Genomic DNA, 18,291 nt, shown 5'->3' with positions numbered 1-18,291 from the left:
GTTCTAGCGTAATTTTCTTAACGTTAAATAGATCCTATATAAACAGATTGGTACCATTTATTAAAAAATTATAACTTTAGACAATAAAAAACCGCTCAGTGAGCGGTTTTTTGCATTTTTTACTAAAGGAAATTTAGTTAGAACGTGTAACGGGCACCAATTGAGTAACGTGGACCGTACTGATTAGCAAATAAGAACTGCTCTTCGTAACGTCCGTAACCCTCTTCGGTGGCATTATTTAAGTTTATGCCATCAAAAAATACCGTTACGTTTTCGTTTACATCGTAGTTAACGCTCATATCCCACTGGCCATACGCTTTAGCATATTGCGGAGGCGCATCAGCTGAACCTTGCGCTTGGCCTACACCAATTAGATACGAGTCGCGCCATGCATAAGTAATTTTAACTGATAGGCCGTCTTTTTCGTAAAAGCCTTGGAAGTTAGCTGAGTCACTTAAGCCTGTAAGTGGAGCTTGTTGATCAAGGCTTTCGCTATCAAATTCAACGTCGCCATCTACAAATGTTGCGTTAACACCAACACCAAAACCGGTTTCACCAATTAAGTGCTGTACTGCAACTTCAAAACCATCTACCGATTTACTGTCGGTGTTTTGCGGTTGGCTAATATTCCATGTAATTAGCGGATCGTCGCTGTTTGGTTCAATAACGCCATTTGCATTGCCGTAACCGCTGGCAATCATTTGTGCAAAAATAGCGTCGGTTGTTGCTTGCTCACCACGTGATTCAATATCGCTTACGGCTTGTAAGTAACGAGGGCCGTTTAAAATATCGTGCAAGCCATCAATAGTAGTTTGCGTAATGGTGGTTTGAATAAAGTTATCAACATCTTTTTTAAAGTAACCAACAGATGCGTAGCTGCCTTCTGCGTAGTAATACTCAAGTGATAAATCAAGGTTTGTTGATTCAAACGGCAATAAGTTTGTATTACCTTGGCTACCTGTGCGAGAACCTGGTTTTGGGCTGCCTGTTAAGCTGCGGCCACCGGCTAAATTACCCAGTGGTGCACGCGACATTGTTTTACCCCAAGATACGCGGGCTACTACGTCTTCAGTTAAATCAACACTTACGTCGATTGAAGGCAGTAAAACATCGTAATCACCTTGTTGCTCTAAGAAGTTATCATCGCCGCCAGCAGCGTATTGCATGATCCACTCAGAAGCGCTGATCCAATTAACTTGATCTTCAACGCGTTGACGTACAGTACTGGTTACATCTGTTTGCTCATAGCGTAGGCCTGCATTTACTTTTACGTAGTAGTTACTTACGTCAAATTCCCAGCTTGATTGAACATAAAAGCTATTAGTGATTTCTTCTACGTAGCTTTCGCTGTCAATACCATCCATATATGCATTTGCGGCGTATGCATCGCCGCCTGTCACATCAGCTGTTAAGTAAGCAATTTGGCGCGCAACAGCTTCGTCAAAATCGTAGGTATAGTAGTAACCAGGTTGTAAGTCACTGCCGCCCCCTTCAAATTGATCTAAAAGGCCCGATGTATCGTGACGGGTAAACATGCCGTCTGGGAATATTTCTGTATATGATGGGTTAAAGCCTGGACCACCTACTAAACCACTCCACGCGGTGTAACCACCGGTGTTTTGTTCTGTACGTGATGCGCCAAATTTAACTTTAACTAAACCAATGTCATAACTTTCGTTATACCATGTTGTATGTAGCTGTAATTGTTCAATGTTTGATTCACCCGGTGAGTGAGTAAATTGACTAAAGTTTGAATCAATTTCGCCAGGCGTTAATTCACTTGTGCCATTTAACCAATTAACTTGTGCACTGGGTACTTCGCCCGTGCGGTAATCATAAATTTTATTAGCTAGCTGATCAGAACCTAAAATTACTTGGCCGGCACTTCCCAGCCCATTGTCGGCGCCGTTATCGGTTTCGTTTTTAGAGTCGTGGTAATCAAGCTCTACGTGCCACGTGTCGCTAATTTCCCAATCTAGGTTTAAACCAAGTGAGCGCGCTTTTACTTCTGTAGTGCCTTTGTTGGCTGTAAACGAGGCATCGTTACCGCTAATATCAGCATAAACAGCCGTACCATTTTCATCAAGCTCGTAGCCATTAATATTGCTACCAAAGTCGTTCCAAATACCCCAACCAATACTTTGAGAACCTGTTACAGCTTTACTTGCGGTGTAATCAAGTGTTGCTACAAAGCCATCTACCGGTGCATATTGAAAGGTAACTTGTCCGTTTGTACGTTCACGTTCTACATCTTCAATAGAGTAATTCATGTCTTTAGGGAAGTAGTAGTTACCTGCAGGGTCTGTGCGGTTATCAACGACGTTGCTGCTATCTAATTCAGGTAAGTCTACGTTTGCCTGCCAGCCTTGAATATTGGCACTTTGTTTTTGAAAGTCACGCTCTTGGTGCGAAAACGAAAAACCAAAGCCAAAAGTGTCATCTACAAAAGTATTGCTGTAAACAGTAGAAAACTCTGGTGTTACGTCATCACCAGCTTCGTTTGACGAGTCGTGATTTGCTTTAACGGTTGCTGAAAAGTTTTGACCCGGCTTTTGAAAAGGGCGCGCAGTAGAAATATTAACTGTTGCACCTAAGCCACCGCTTGGCACGTCTGCACGTGCTGTTTTAAAAACTTCAAGGGCACTTACGCCCTCAGAGGCAACGTTTTCAAGGTTGTACGAACGTGTATAACCTGTGCCCGGCATTTGGCGGCCATTTAAGGTTATTAAGTTAAACTCAGGGCCAAAACCACGTACTGTAATTTGGCTACCTTCACCGTTTGCGCGACTAACCGATACACCCGTAATACGTTGTAATGATTCTGCTAAGTTGGTATCTGGGAATTTACCCATTTCTTCAGATGAAATGGCATCTACAATACCAGAAGAGTCGCGTTTCATATCCATAGAACGAATAAGTGAACCACGAATACCTTTTACTTCAATAACTTCTACATCAGATGAAACGCTTGTTTGTGCTTCTGCCGCAATAGCTGTGTTTAATGTGCTCGCAGCAATGATGAGAGACACAGAAGCCGCAAGTTGGCTCTTTTTAAAATTGAATGTGTTCATAATAGCTCTGCTTTATAAAATGTTGTTGTGTAGCAATAGGCGCTAAGCGCCTATTGGTGTGTGTTTTATGGATTTGCAATAATCACGTTGTCTATACGGTAAAGCGCGCCATCGCCCATGTCCCAGCTAGGAAAAACCATAATTACGTTTAATGCGCTAATGTCTAAGCCTGCATCAAACAATTGCTGAAGAGGGAAGGTGTATGTTTGCCATTCGCCCGTTACAGGTGCCTGGCCTTCAACACTGCTTGATAAAGCAAGCTCTACGGCACTCGATGTACCAATTGATTCAATTTTAAATAGCCACTGAGCGTCAATATCTGAAGGGGCTGATACAACTTTCATATCAAATTGAACTACACCATTTTCAAGTATTGCAGAGGCATCAAACGATACGTCTTCATCAGCTATAAAGCCCATTACTGTAGCAGTAGAACCAATGCTAAATTGCGCTACTGCGCCATGCGCGTCATCATCGGTTTCTGTTGTTGGTGTAGAGCCACCACAACAATCCCAAATACTCCACTGATCGGCAGCTGCATCTTTAAATACAGTAAGCTCACCCGTTGCAGCTGGCGCTGCATTTGGATTATAAATCTTAACGTTATCTACACGGTAAACAGAGCCTTCACCTGCCCCCCATGCTGGGAAAATCATTAATACATCTATAGTACTTACATCTAAGCCAGCAGCTGCAAGATCAGACAATTTAAATGTATATGTTTGCCACTCGCCAGTAACTGGCGCTACGCCTTCAACACTTGCCGTTAATTCAAGCTCTACTGCAGAGTCGCCGCCATTTGACTCAACTTTAAATAACCACGGTGTAGCTGGATCGCTAGGAGTAGAGGTTACTTTTAAATCAAATTGAATAACGCCTTCATCTAAAATGCTACTAGCGTCAAACGATTCGCCTGAGCCTCCTGACGATGTTCGGCTATTAAAGCCCATCACAGTAGGCTCTGCACCAATGCTAAACTCTGCAGTTAGACCATGTTCTTCATCATCCATAGCTTCAACAGGGGTTGAGCCACCACAGCAATCCCACATTGGCCATGCTAGATTTTGCTCATCAGTAAAAATAGTAAGCTCAGGTGATACGCCTAAGTTATCTTGAGTAATCTCAACATCGTCAATTAAATAAACAGCGCCTTCACCTGCGCCCCATGCTGGAAACACCATGATCACATCAATTGCACTAATATCTAAATTTGCAGCATCTAGATCTTTTAGTAAAAATGTATAAGTTTGCCATTGGCCAACAACAGGGCTTACGCCTTCAACACTGTCTGTAATCGGCATTTCTACTGCGCTAGAACCTTCATTACTTTCAAGTTTTACAAGCCAAGCTGCATCAGCTGTGCCTGGTGCATTTGTTACTTTCATTTTAAAACGAACGTAACCTTCATCCAGCATTGGAGAAGCATCAAACGGGCTGGCTTTTCCTGCTTCGTCAGTAATAAAAATCTCACGGCTAATAAAGCCCATTACAGTGGGTTCTGCACCTACTACAAATTCAACTACATCACCTTGGGTTTCATCTGCAACAATAGCGGGAGTAGAACCACCACAACAATCCCATGCAGGCCAATTTGGATTAAATGATTCACCAAAAATAGTTAGTGGTGTTGCAATGCCTGTCGAAGGTGGGCTAGGGATTGGTGCATCGCCTTCAAGCAACGCATCGTCTAAGCTATTGTAACCTGGGCGAATAGTTTCACAGCCTTTACCTGTTTCAGGGTTTGATGCACATTGATAAACACGTACGTAATCAATAGCAAAGGTTTGGCCGTTTTCAAATGCGCTAGCGTCTACACCTAAATCATTTACGTTTTCAGGCCAGTCACCGCCTACTGCTAGGTTTAGCAATAAGTGAAAGTCTTTATCAAATGGTGCGCTATCCCAATGCGTTGTAAGTTCGCCAGAACCTTGTTCAAAGTATTCTGCAAACCAACCACGATGTTTTAGGCCTACAGCCTCACCACTTGCATTAGTACGAACTTCTGATTGACGCTGAGTTGCATAAAGGTAACCGTCTACGTACCAGCGAATTTCACCTTCTTGCCATTCAACAGCATACGTGTGGAAATCATCTGCTGGATTAGTATCTTCAGGGAATTTGTATTCTTGCCCTGTGTAGCTGTTATCTGGCCACGCGCGTCCGTAATGAAGTGTGCCGTGGATACTAGACTCTATACCGCCATCTTCATCTGGTGTTTTAAGGTTTACTGATTCTAAAACATCTATTTCGCCAGAACGAGGCCAAGTGCCGTAAACTTCATCAGTTGGCAGCATCCAAAATGCTGGCCAGCTACCTTGTCCTGATGGAAGTTTGGCGCGCACTTCAAAGCGACCATATGTAAAGTCGGCGTTGTAACGCGTATTTAAGCGCGCTGAAGTGTAAGGTTTTTCTGCACCCTCTTCAGCGGGTAGGGCAACAATGTTTAACACACCGTCTGCAATAAATGCATTTTGCTCACTGTCGGTGTAACACTGTTTCTCGTTGTTACCACCGCCATCGCAGTTTAATTCATAGTTCCATTTGTTTGTATCAATGGCTGAGCCTTCAAACTCGTCGCTCCAAACCATTTGCCAATCTGATACTGGCTCAGAGGCATCTACATTTTCAAAATTTGATTTAGTGGCAGAGTCACCACCACAGCCAGCTAACGTAACTAAAGAGATAGCGGCAAGTAAACGTGTAATGTGCGTTGTTTCAATGTTCATAACTGAACCCCGGTTTCAACAGATTATTGTCAGATTAATTGTTTTTTGAGCTTTGTTTTTCATGCTGTAAGCGCTTACATTTTAGATTGTGTTTTGTAAGCGCTTACAAATGATATTGTGGAGTACGCAAATGGTCAACATATTTGTTTATTTTATTTACAATTAGTTTACGGTAAGAGGCGTTTTAGTGTTACTTAATTCATAATAGGCTCTTTAATAAGAGCCTATTAAATATAGGACTAATCCGAGAATGTACGCGGTTTACTTATTTTTAAATGGCATGATCAATAAACCCCAAAGCGAGGCATTTTGCTTTTGGCTTGGGTATTCTTTTAAGCCAATATTTATATCTGCGTCGGCTTTTTTTGCTTTATCTTTGTAGCTACCAAATAATTTATCCCACCAAATTACACTGAAACCATAGTTTGAGTTGGTTTCACTAACCACTTGGCTATGGTGAATTCGATGCAAAATTTGCGTCATTAGTATTAAACGCAGTGGTTTTTCAATGGCATTAGGTAGGCGTATATTTGCATGATTAAATAATGCTAAACCATTAAGTGCTATTTCAAATATAAGTACCGCAATGGCAGGTACGCCAAGAGCAGTTACTGCAATTAGTTTTATAAGTATGCTCAGTACAATTTCGATAGGATGAAAGCGCAAGCCCGTACTTGTATCAACGTGTGCATCGGCGTGATGTACACGGTGTAAGCGCCATAAAATAGGCACGTTATGGAATAACCTATGTTGCCAATAAATTAATATATCGAGTAAAAGTATGCTCAATATAATAATTAAACTGCTTGGTAGAGCTATTTGATTAAATAAGCCTATGCCGTGCTCTTGATTGTAAAGTGCTACGGCGGTTAGCCCAATGGGAACCACTAAGCGCGCAACAACTGATGAAGCAAACACTAACCCAAAGTTAGCAAACCAACGTGTACTGCTTTTAATAGCTGCTTGGCGAGCAGGCTTTTGCCATTCAAGCAGCATCATTATAATTAAAATGCTAAAAAAGCAGCCGAGTCGCCACCATACTTCATTAGTCATTTATTACCTCAGAATTTGCACTGTTAGGCACGTTTTCAGCTGCTTTGTTAGCATCGGCTTCTTGTCGCTTAAGCGTGTGATAACCGCCATGTATACGGGTAAAAATAGTTATGCCACACGCAATAGCAAAAATGCTCGCCATAACAGCAAAGTGCTGCGGCCAAATACAAAATGCAATAAATAGCGCTATTGTTTCAGTGCCTTCGGTTAAGCCGTTTAAGTAGTAAAAGCTTTTATATTTAAATTGCGGTTTTTCGAGTTTAAATTTTTCGGCGGCAATCGCAAAAGCTAAAAAGCTTGAGCCCGTACCAATAAAAGTGGCAAGTAATAAGGAGCCCGCTATCGCGTTTTGCTCAGGGTTTGCCAAAATAAAGCCAAGCGGAATAGCCGCGTAAAATAAAAAGTCGAGTGTGATATCTAAAAAGCCACCCGCGCTTGAACTTTGGTTTGCATAACGTGCTAATGCGCCATCAAGTCCATCTAAAATTCGATTTAAAGCAATGGCAACTAATGCGCCGTACCACATTTCAAACGCCAGTAATGGCACGGCTAATAAGCCAACTAAAAAGCCTACCACGGTGAGCTGATCGGCGGTTATGCCGCGTTTATGCATAAGCATAACCACAGGTGTTAAAAGTGGCTTAATTACAGGGGTGATAAATTTGTCTAGCATGTTTTTTGCCTTATGCGTTTAAAGCTATGTATTTAAAGTGCGCTATTTAAAGTTATGAGTTTGCCATTTGCAGCGTCGGCGTCGCTATGGTCATGAGTTACCATAATTGCAGGTAGCTTATGATCGCGTATTTGGCTAAACACGAGTTCGCGTGTATCAACACGCAGTTGGGTGTCGAGTTTGCTAAAGGGTTCGTCGAGTAAAATGGCTTTAGGTTCGCTCAGCAGCATACGTAATAATGCAACACGGGCTTGCTGCCCGCCCGAGAGGTTATCGGGGTGACGATTACCCATGTCTTTAAGACCGACTTGCTCAAGTGCGTGTTCTATTTTTTCAAGGCGTTGTTTTTTATTACCTTTGGGCATTGCAAAGGCAATGTTACCAGCAACAGTTAAATGCGAAAACAATAAAGCGTCTTGATAAAGCACTCCAATATGGCGCAAGTGTGGAGGGGTGTTATCGATATTTTGACCATTAAGCCACACCTCACCATTGGCCTTAAAGCTACTTGGTAAAGTACCCGTAAGCCAATTTAATAAGCTTGATTTACCACTGCCTGATGGGCCCATAATAGTCAGAATTTCACCGCCATTAACTTGCTCGTTTAAGCTAAGTAACAGCTCATTTTGGCGATAAAGCTGACAATTTTTAATTTGTAACGATGACTGCATTAAAAAACCTTAACCCTGATAGTGTTAAACATGGGTGCTTTAAATATGTGCACTTTTAAACTCGCGTACTTTTAAGCACGTGCACTTTTGAAAAAATATTTAGGTAAACCCCATGCCAGTATAAATCCAATAAGCGGCAGTGCCATTTGCATAATAGCGTACACGGCACTGGTGCGTCTGCTTGCGCCATTAGCAAGCGTAACGGCTTCGGTTGTTATTGTGGCTATACGCCCGCCGCCAGCTAAAAGCGTGGGGAGGTATTGTCCAAAACTAATAGCTAAGCCCAGTGCGGCTGCAATTAAAATAGGGGCAAACAACTGTGGTAGTTTTACTTTAAAAAACACCTTACATGGCGCTGCGCCTAAGCTTGCTGCAACATGAGCGAAACGAGGGTCTAAACGTCTATAGCTGCTCGCAAGTGACAAAAACACATAAGGCAACACAAACAGTAAATGCGTAAGTACCACATTAAAAAATGCGGCTTGGTTATTTACCAATTGTTGTATCCATACTAGCCCAAACAAAAAGGCAATACTGGGTACTAATAACGGTAAGTAAATAATTAAACTGGTAAAACGAGAAATCGGTTTGTCACTCAATTGCTCTGATTCTAAACACAATAGAGTAAGAATAATGGCAAATAATGTGGTTACTAAACCGATTGCTAGGGTATTAAAAAGCGGGCTGCTCATTTGCATTAGCGCACTTTTAAAATGCAGTAGTGTAAATTGCTCAGGCATTGCATCTGGAAAGCGCCAAAAGCCTGCAACCGACCACATAACTAAACCAATAAGCGACAACAATATAAAGCTAATTACTAATGTGGTGAGTACGACCGTTATTTTTTGCCAATAAAATCCACCGTATTCGCGCACTCCATTAGTGAGGGAGTCGCTAAATAGCACTTTTACGGCCTTTTCTGCGCCAAGCCAAAGGGCTAATAACCCACCTGTAACAGCCAGTTGTAATAAAGCGCCCGCTGAGGCTTTAATGCGCAGGTTTAAATCAACATCGTTAAACCAATGCATTATTGCAACGGCTAACGTGGGTGGTGTATTTGGGCCTAAAATGAGTGGCATTTCTACACTGGCACTTGCATAGGCAAGCACGGCTAAAAGGGGCAAACGCAGCAGCGGATAAAGACTTGGCAGTATTACTTTAAAAAAGGCGGTCATTGGGCAATAACCCAAGTTAAGCGCAACCTTATGTTGTTGGCGTAATTTTTTGCCAAGCTCAGGTTGAGCAAGTACGCCCAGTGCCATTAATAATAAAAAGGGAAGCTCTTTTAGTGTTAAGCCTAAAATAATACTAATACCGAATGAATCATGCGGAAACATGCCGTTTGGCGCAAGTTCCCAGCCGCTTAACCAAGGCGACGCTAAGCGTGAAATCATACCTGAAGGGGCAATTAAAAACCCTACCGCAATAGCCGCGGCGGCATGAGGTATAACTAATATAGGGCTCAATAAACGCTGAATTCGGTTAAGCCACGGGCTATTAAAAAACGCAGCTAAAATCATTAAGGTAATGATAAATGCAAGCAGAGTACTTATTAAGCCCGTTGCAACGCTTAAGGTAACCATTTGGGTAAGGCCGGGTGTTTGCCAAAGGGCATTAAAACCTTGCAAGCTAAACGTTGTTTGCTCAAGTACGGGCGCATAACCAAAGGCAGGCAGCAATACGCTAATTAAGCCACCAAGTACGGGTAGTATAAGTAAAGCGAGTAAAAATCGCGGGCTAAATTTTACAATGCGCGTAAACATATCGGTGCTGCACTGCGTTGTTGCTTTGGTATTAATAGGTACACTTTTTGAAATAACACTCATTGGCTTACTCCATAACGGGTTTGCCAACCTTGCATAATGGCGTTTACCCAGCTTGGATGAGGTTCGCTCAATGTGCGTTTAATACTGTTTAAAGGCAGTGCACTTGGATGTGGTTTAGCTGTTTTAAATAAGGCTTGCTGATCAGGCGTTAACGTTGATTGAATAAGTACGCTTTTATCGCCCCATATATGCGCTTTTTGTTTTTCAGCTTGCGCCTCAGGGCTCATTAAAAAATTAGCCACTAATTGCGCACTTTGCTGGTGGCTTGCATTGTAAGGGATTGCCACAAAATGGGTATTACTTAAACTGCCATCACTCATTGCGTAACTGCGAATGCTGTTTGGTAAATCATAGCGTTTTACAGCTGCCGGTACTTCAGGTGCTGAAAAAGTAAAGGCTAAACTCAGCTCTGTATCGTCTACTAAGCGGCGCATTTGAGCACCACTTTGCATAAAATGAGTGCCAGCACGCCAAAGAGTTGGGTGTAGTTTATCTAAAAAGTCCCACAGTGGATTTAACACTTGCGCCGTATTTTTAGTTGTAGCTGGTTGGTTTAGCTGCGCTTTAATGTTTTCGCTGCTGTGCTTATGCAGCACAACTAAGGCGTATTTTAAAAAGCTCATACCTAAAAAGTCAGGCGGCTTTGGGTAACTAAAGCGACCAGGGTTTTGTGCGCTCCAGTTTAATAATTCGTTTAATGTCGTCGGCAATTTATTGTTTGCCTTACCATTTATTGCAATGCTGTCGTAATAAAACGTAAGTGACGCTTGCCCCCATGGCGCTTCCATCCCATTGGTAGGTAAACCAAAATCAAATGTTACAGCAGGGTTATTAGCCGGATCGGTTAATGCAAAGTAGGGGAGTTTATTTGCCCATTGCTTTAAAAGCAGAGAGTGCTCACTCATGGTGGCAAAGTTAGCTCCGTTGATCCAAATTAAATCTACGCTGCCTTGGTTGTTATTGTTTGCTGATTTTTCGGCAAGTACACGGCTTACTGCTTCGCTGGTGTCACTTAATTTTACATGTACCAGGTTAATGTTGTACTTAGTTTTAACTTGCTGTGCTGCCCATTGAATATAAGCATTTATTTGCGCGTCGCCGCCCCATGCATAAAAGTATACATCTTGATTGCTACCAAGTGCTTGAACTTGTTGCCAGCGAGATTGCTGTTGTGTGTTAATTACTAAATTACTTGTACTATTTGAGTTAATAAAGGGATTAGCAAACGCAGTGCTTGAAAAAGCAGCTAAATTTGCGATTACACAAACGCAAAACGCGACACAGCAAAAGCTGTATCGCGCCAGTGTTTGCCAAAACTTAATGGCGAACATTTAAATCCCAGTTGTAGTCTAAAAATTTAACTTTCATGTCATCATTTTTAAGTGCTTTTTGCTGAGCGGGTATCAGTTTAAGTGCATCGCTATATTGCAGGAAAAACTGCTGTAGCGTGTTTGCACCTCTAAAACCGTTTTCAAAATCATCGCCGTACCATTTAAATATTGAAGACACGCTTAGCGTATTTTCTTGAGCCATATTGCGTGTCATATCTGATAAAAAGCGCACTGTTTGCTCTTGCAATTGGCTCTCTAAATCAGTGGCTGTATAGGCTTCTTCTCGAAGCGCTGGGCAACCAATACTCGCGCAATTTACTGCAAAGTGAATGCGTGGGTCGTTGTATTTACCGCTGCCACGTATTAAACCATGCTCTATATCATCAAGGCTGCGAGTTTTGCCAAGTAATGGCACAAACTCTTTACTCCATGGTGAGCTAAAAAAGCTCCCTAAGTCTTTAATTGACTTAATATCAGGGTACTTAGTTAATATAAGTTCAACAGTCCACGCATTATAAGCATTGATTAAAAAAGCGAGTTGCTTAGGCTTTTCCCAAGCGTCAAATTCGCTTTGCGTTACAGCCGTTAACGAATCTAAATACGTTTTTAGCTGTGCATGCTCACGTTTTATAGCAGCGTAATCAACCTCAGTACTGTGATTATGATTAATAGCGACAACATACTTATTTAATAATGCATTCCAGCTATCGTGCATGTTTTGGGCTTGGGCCGAAAATGACGTTGCAAACGATGTTACAACTAAAGCCGAACCAAGTAGCAATGCTTTTAGAGGTGTTTTAAACATATTAGCCTCTGCGCCATGTGTGGTATTTTTCAAGCATGTTAAGCACTTTTTCAGGTGCATGAGCACGTTTCCACTCGCCTGCTGCGTACTTGTTACCTTCAGCCCAAGTAGGGTAGCTGTGTATAGTACCGAGTATTTTGTTAAGGCCTAAACCGTGTTTCATTGCCAGTACAAACTCAGCAATTAAATCGCCAGCGTGTTCAGATACTACAGTAACACCCAATATTTTGTCTTTGCCTTTGGGTGTAATCACTTTAATAAAGCCTTTTGTGGCGCTGTCGGTAATTGCACGGTCTAGCTCTTCAAATTCAAAGCGAGTGATTTCGTAATCTATGCCTTTGTCTTTTGCGTCTTGCTCGTTTAAGCCAACACGTGCTACTTCTGGGTCAATAAACGTAGTCCACGGAATAACACGGTAATCTACTTTAAACTTTTTAAGGTGACCAAATAAGCCATTTACCGCTGCGTACCAACCCTGATGAGCTGCCACATGTGTAAACTGGTATGGACCTACAATATCGCCAGCTGCGAAAATATTTGGGTACAGTGTTTCTAGGTATTCGTTAGTTACTACTGTGCGGTTTGTTTCAATGCCTAGCTCTTCAAGACCGTAACCTTTAAGGCGTGCACTTCTACCAACGGCACATAATAGCTCGTCGTATTCAATATCTATTTCTTTGTCGTTATGTTTAACAACAATATATTTTTTACCATCGCGCGTTTCACAGCGAAGTGCTTGGTGCGATGTTAAAATATTAACGCCACTTTCGGTTAATGCTTCGTGAGCAAAAGTAGACACTTCAAGATCTTCTTTGATCATGATGCGCTCCGCCATTTCAATTTGCGTAACACTTGAACCTAAACGTGCAAAGCTTTGTGCTAATTCGCTACCAATTGGACCACCACCAAGTACTACAAGTTTTTTAGGTGCCTCATCTAGCTCTGCAAATTTATTCCACAACGTATCGCTTGTTACATAGCCAGTTTCTTCAATACCAGGTAGTGGCGGTACAAATGGGCGCGCGCCAGTGGCAATCACAATAGTACGAGCGGTAAGTGTTTGCGTGCCGCCATCGTTAAGTTTAATTTCTACAGTCCACGGGTCTATTAATTTACCGTAGCCTTTTACAACATCTACGCCTAGGTTGGTGTAACGCTCAACACTGTCGTGTGGTGCTACATCTGCAATTACTTTGTGTACACGTGCCATTACTTTTTTGAACGAAAACTGCGGTGTCGCATTTTCTAGGCCGTAGTTTTCACCATGGCGAATTTGTTCTGCAATTTTAGCGCTTTTAATGACTGCTTTACTTGGAACACAACCATAGTTTAAACAGTCACCGCCCATTTCGCCCGCTTCAATAAGGGTTACTTTTGCTTTAACAGCAGCGGCTATATAACTTGTTACCAAACCACCTGCGCCTGCGCCAACAACAATCATGTTACGGTCGAATTTTTTAGGCTTAGTGTAGTTTTTGTATACGCGACGCTTTTTAAACACGTTTAAGATTCCTTTTGCAATGAATGGGAATATACCCAATAAAGCGAATGATAAGATTAAGTTGAATGATAAAATTCCAGATAAGCTTTCTATTTGCGCCAGTTGTGTACCTGCGTTAACAAATACAAATGTACCGGCGAGCATACCTGCTTGGCTTACCCAGTAGTAAGTCCAAGACTTTATTGAAGTAACACCCATTAGTAAGTTGATTAAAAAGAACGGAAACACCGGCACTAATCTAAGCGTAAATAAGTAAAATCCACCTTCTCTTTCAACGCCTGCATCAATGGCGGCTAATCGCTCAGGAAAACGTTGTTTAATAGTGTCACGTAGTAAGTAACGCGATACTAAAAAGGCAAGTGTTGCGCCAATAGTTGAGGCAAAAGATGCAACCAATAAGCCTTCAACTAAGCCAAACAATGCACCTGCGGCAAGTGTTAAAATAGCGGCGCCTGGTAAAGAGAGAGCAGTTACTACTACGTATAGTAAAAAGAACCCACCAATAACGAGTAACGGTGACTGCTCTTTGTATTGGTTAAACTGATCCATCGATCCTTTTAAGCCATCAAGCGTAAGTAGTTGGTGTAAGTCAAAATGAAAGAACAGGCCGACGGCGGCCGCTGCAATCAATAATAGAAATATTTTTTTAATCATGTTCTCTCTCTTAAAAACTATGCGTAAGGGTTAACTTGGCGTTAATTGGCAACTCAGGAAAAGCTAAAGTTGCACCAAAGTAACCGCCTTCAAATACTGGGCGCCAGTTTTTTTGATTCGTCACGTTGTTCACATCTAATCGTAACTTGGTATTAGGCGTAAAAGCATAGCTAGTATTTACGTTTAGGGTGTACTGATCACGAATTTTTACTGTCGCCAAAAAGTCTAATGGGTAACTCTTTGTATATAGACCTGAAAAACCCGTTTGCCATTTCGAATTAATTGAATAATTTCCGTTAAAGCTGAAAGATTGCTCAGGGATGCCCTGAACTTGGCGGTTTGAAGGTGCAAACGCGGTAAAGCTAGGTGCGCCAACACTGGTACCTGCAATAATATCTGGACGTGAGTTGTCAAATGCATCTGCTACTTGCGCTGAATCTTGGCTACTTGCAGAATTATCGTAGCGAGCATCAATATAGCTGTAGCCGGCACTTAACCAATAAGGGTAAGCATCATAGAATACTTGGCTTTCAAAGCCGGTAGTACGAATGCCGGTATTACTACCATCGCGATTACGTAAACTACGACGTTGGCTAAACACTGCACCATCGGCGTACCAATCACTGTCGGTTGGTGCGTATTTTAAACCGAATTCAACTAAGGTATTTTCGGTTGAAAAGTTTTGCGCGCTAATCGTGTTGTCGCCACCAAGAGACGTGCCGCCAGCCATGCTATTTGATGTGGCTTCGTTGTAACTTGCTGCACCATAAGTGGTGTAATCACCATTTAATCGGTAATTAAAGCTTACTTGCCCCGAATGTAGCTTATCGTTAATGCTATCGCTCGCTGCAATTTCACCCTCTGGTGCTATTGGGTCGTGCGCGTCTACGTCATAAAAATCAATGCGGTAGCCAACACTTGTATGAAACTTATCTGTCCAATCTGAATCTTGCTGAATAGCAAAACCCGTTTGCCATGAGCGCGAATCGGTAGTGTCTGATAAGTTAAAGTCGCCGCTGCCATCGTTATTAATATCGTACTGACCACCAGGGGATACAAATACACCTGGACTAATTTCAATTAAACGCGCTTGTTGTGCATCAGTTAAAGGAATGCGGCGATTTGAAATTGGGCCAGTTAAATCAATAGGTAGGTCGGCTTCTGTTGTAAATTGGCTGTAGCCTAGCACGCGGTTGTAACGCACATCAAAAGCAAAAATTGTTTGCTGTTCGTTGCTCCATTGGTAAGTCAGTTCGGTACGGTTCTGCGCGGTATCGGCACCATCTATAATTTCAACAAAGCTATTTTGTGCAATTTCTTCGCGTTGTAAGTGCTGAAAATACGTAATGTTTTTTATTGATGCGTTGTTTGAAAGTTCACGCTTATAAATACTGTGTAGTAAATAAGTAGTGGCTTCGTTTTGATTGTCAGGGTCGGTAAGTACTGTACTACGGTCTATTTTTACTTGCCCAGTAGGTGAAACAATAGAACCTGCCGCTGGAACTGTACTGCCATTTACTTGCACGCCTTGGCCGGTAATATAAAGACCATTATCTATTAGCGCTTGAGTAGGGCGGTTAATACCTGCGTTATCGGTAAATTCAACTTGGTATAACTCAAAGTTAATATCCCAGCTGCTCTTGTCATCAGGTAACACCCTAAGTGCTGCAAATAGGCTGTCGCTTTTCGTGCCCGAAAAGTCGTAGTAACTGCCGTTATCAATGTGTTCAGCGCTTACTCTAAAACCTACTTTGTCTTTTACTATAGGTGCACTGTAATCAACTAAAACACTGTACTGATCCCATCGTCCTGCAGATACCGTTGCTTTGCCTTTACTGTCGTCAGTTGATGCTTTTTTAGAATGTAAGTTTACAAAACCACCGTTGCGTTGGCTTGAACCAAATAATACCGGTGGCGCGCCTTTTACTACATCTATTTGTTCTATAGAGTTGAACGATAACGGCACACCAAAGCCATTATTACCTGCTTGGCGGCGTGTACCATCTTGGAAAAGCTCACCTAGTTGCCCACGAATAGTAGGTAAACTTGGTGCCCCAAAACCACTGGCTGAATAGGTATTAGGGCTGACTGCAAGTACGTCTTGTAAAGTTGTAATATTGAGTTGTTCTATTAACTCGCTTGAAATTGGTGTTACTGAACGGGCTATATCTCGTAGAGCTAAGTTGTCGCCAAAGGGGCCGTCTACAGTGGCATTTTTAACTGAAAGACCTTGAGATTTAATAACCTGGCCTGCCACCTCAATACGCTCAATTGCGCCTTCTTTTGCTGATTTTGATTCTTTGGCTGCAAAAGCATTAAGTGGTGTATTTAATATGGTGGCTAGGGAAAGTGCTAAATATGCGTGTTTCAAACGTTTTCTCTTTACGGTTAAAATGTTGTTGGCGATAAAGACCGAAAGGATTAAAAATAACTTTCAGTAAAATTTTGATTCTTTTTGTTTTTTAGAACATAACAAAACAGATGCATTATAAAGATGGTAATTAAGTAGTATTGTTTTATTAGTTGATAAAATATTAATACAGCGATTGTACTAGAGTGAATGTAAATATATGCTTTTAATAGAATTTTTAATTATAGACTACTTTTAACCTGCTAACATTTTAAAAGAGTTAACTTTTATGCAGCATTTTTTAAATTACTTAAATAAGCTTCACTTTTAGTACTGCATGGCTTAACTAATGAATTTAATTAAAAATTTTTGAAATAAAAAATAACTTATACGGTCTAGGTTACTTCTACGTTTATTAATATTCATTTAAGGAAATTTTATGACAGGTTCAATGAATTCTGATGTGCAAAACCGTTTGCAGTGGTCACTTTTATCTTTGCGTTTAGGCGTGTTTATTGTAATGGTTATGTGGACATTCGATAAGTTTGTTAATCCTGGGCATAGCGCACGTATTTTTGAACATTTTTACGGTATTAGTGGCTCTACAGATATAGTGGCTTACATTATTGGTGCGGTGCAGTTAGTGCTTGTTTTAGCATTTTTAGCGGGTATTAAAAAACGCATTACTTATGGTGTGATTTTTGTGATGCATGGTTTGTCTACGCTTTCATCTTATAACCAATACATTGATGGCTTCAACAACTTATTATTCTTCACTGCATGGCCAATGTGGGCTGCGTGTTTTGCACTTTACTTATTACGCGACCAAGACGTGAAATTTACTGTAAAGTAATAAAGTACATGCAAAAAAATTGGTTATAAGCCATAAGGCTTATAACCAATAAGTACACAGGGAGTGTGTGGAAGTCGGTTTGCGTGTTTACAACTAATGCATAGCGTCGTTGTATTGCTCAGCAAGGCTCTCTTTTTGCCCTTCGGTAAGTGCTTTACCCGCTAATTGAAACACTTCGTGTTCTTCTTCACTTAAATGATGATGTACCAAATGGTGTAGCTTTTTAGCTGCAACTAACCATGCAGACGAGCTCATTTCGGTATCTTCAAGTTGTTCAATTAATTCATCAATTTCGTGATGTTCAGCTACGCTGTGGCGCGCTTTTTCATGAGTTAAGTCATCAAACATAAGTGGGTTATAAAAGTAACGTTCTTCAAATTTTGCGTGATTTTCTAATTCTGTTTTTAGCTCATCCATTAGCGTGTGGCGCTGCTCTGTGTCGCCGTGTGTTTGAATAAGCGCATCTACCAATTCTCGTTGTTTGTCATGGTCATGACGTAGTGCTTCAAAAATATTCATAACTAGTCCTTTTACAATTTATTTGCTTATATCATTAACTAGCAAACTAAATGCCAAATATTAAGTTATTGTATTTTAATAAATTTAATTTAATCTTTTATTCTTTGGCTGCGATCACTGTAAATTTTACAGTGATATGAATGCAATAATTTCAGGCTTTCGCGCAGTTCAATTATAAAAGTGAGTATAAATCCCTACAGAACCTTACAAATATTTACTGGTTGTTTATTTTATTGCAGTGATAAAGTGCCAGTGTTA

Annotated in this window: 12 protein-coding genes; 1 reads left to right on the top strand and 11 read right to left on the bottom strand. The window is 41.3% G+C overall.

Annotation, left to right across the window (positions count from 1 at the left end):
* Positions 1 to 137: 137 nt before the first annotated feature.
* The 10 genes from H5088_RS12880 to H5088_RS12835 all read right to left on the bottom strand — a co-directional run bounded on the left by H5088_RS12880 (position 138) and on the right by H5088_RS12835 (position 16,682).
* Positions 138 to 3,071 (bottom strand): TonB-dependent receptor, encoded by a 2,934-nt coding sequence (locus H5088_RS12880; protein ID WP_182753145.1) that lies wholly within the window; start codon positions 3,069 to 3,071, stop codon positions 138 to 140.
* 65 nt (positions 3,072 to 3,136) lie between these two features.
* A complete protein-coding gene (locus tag H5088_RS12875; protein WP_182753143.1) occupies positions 3,137 to 5,797 on the bottom strand; it encodes a glycoside hydrolase family 16 protein in 2,661 nt (886 codons plus the stop codon).
* A gap of 261 nt (positions 5,798 to 6,058) precedes the next feature.
* Positions 6,059 to 6,850 (bottom strand): sterol desaturase family protein, encoded by a 792-nt coding sequence (locus H5088_RS12870; protein ID WP_182753141.1) that lies wholly within the window; start codon positions 6,848 to 6,850, stop codon positions 6,059 to 6,061.
* Positions 6,843 to 7,523, bottom strand: coding sequence for a CDP-alcohol phosphatidyltransferase family protein (locus tag H5088_RS12865; RefSeq protein ID WP_182692667.1), 681 nt, complete (start codon positions 7,521 to 7,523; stop codon positions 6,843 to 6,845). Before H5088_RS12865 ends, H5088_RS12870 begins: the two co-directional genes overlap by 8 nt.
* Positions 7,524 to 7,555: 32 nt before the next feature.
* Complete coding sequence (locus tag H5088_RS12860; RefSeq protein ID WP_002960109.1) at positions 7,556 to 8,194, bottom strand: ATP-binding cassette domain-containing protein; 639 nt, start codon at positions 8,192 to 8,194, stop codon at positions 7,556 to 7,558.
* A gap of 71 nt (positions 8,195 to 8,265) precedes the next feature.
* Positions 8,266 to 10,020 (bottom strand): ABC transporter permease, encoded by a 1,755-nt coding sequence (locus tag H5088_RS12855; protein WP_182753139.1) that lies wholly within the window; start codon positions 10,018 to 10,020, stop codon positions 8,266 to 8,268.
* On the bottom strand, positions 10,017 to 11,351 hold the full coding sequence (locus tag H5088_RS12850; protein WP_182753136.1) for an ABC transporter substrate-binding protein: 1,335 nt from the start codon (positions 11,349 to 11,351) through the stop codon (positions 10,017 to 10,019). Before H5088_RS12850 ends, H5088_RS12855 begins: the two co-directional genes overlap by 4 nt.
* Positions 11,338 to 12,156, bottom strand: a complete 819-nt coding sequence (locus H5088_RS12845) for a DUF547 domain-containing protein (protein ID WP_182753134.1) — start codon at positions 12,154 to 12,156, stop codon at positions 11,338 to 11,340. The genes H5088_RS12850 and H5088_RS12845 overlap by 14 nt, the downstream gene beginning before the upstream one ends.
* A 1-nt stretch (position 12,157) precedes the next feature.
* The gene (locus H5088_RS12840; RefSeq protein WP_182753132.1) at positions 12,158 to 14,311 is read right to left on the bottom strand and encodes an FAD-dependent oxidoreductase; all 2,154 of its coding nucleotides are present in this window, start codon (positions 14,309 to 14,311) and stop codon (positions 12,158 to 12,160) included.
* A 10-nt stretch (positions 14,312 to 14,321) separates the two neighbouring features.
* Positions 14,322 to 16,682, bottom strand: a complete 2,361-nt coding sequence (locus tag H5088_RS12835) for a TonB-dependent siderophore receptor (protein ID WP_182753130.1) — start codon at positions 16,680 to 16,682, stop codon at positions 14,322 to 14,324.
* 418 nt (positions 16,683 to 17,100) lie between these two features.
* On the opposite strand from H5088_RS12835, the gene H5088_RS12830 reads away from it, so the two are divergent.
* Positions 17,101 to 17,514: a hypothetical protein gene (locus H5088_RS12830; protein ID WP_096794390.1), complete on the top strand. Its 414-nt coding sequence runs from the start codon at positions 17,101 to 17,103 to the stop codon at positions 17,512 to 17,514.
* Between the two features lie 93 nt (positions 17,515 to 17,607).
* On the opposite strand, the gene H5088_RS12825 is transcribed toward H5088_RS12830, so the two are convergent.
* Positions 17,608 to 18,033, bottom strand: a complete 426-nt coding sequence (locus H5088_RS12825; protein WP_008134499.1) for a hemerythrin domain-containing protein — start codon at positions 18,031 to 18,033, stop codon at positions 17,608 to 17,610.
* Positions 18,034 to 18,291 lie beyond the last annotated feature (258 nt).

This window comes from Pseudoalteromonas sp. SR43-3 (genome assembly GCF_014163875.1).
Taxonomy (GTDB): domain Bacteria; phylum Pseudomonadota; class Gammaproteobacteria; order Enterobacterales; family Alteromonadaceae; genus Pseudoalteromonas; species Pseudoalteromonas distincta.
This window is presented reverse-complemented; position numbering and strand designations above follow the sequence as displayed.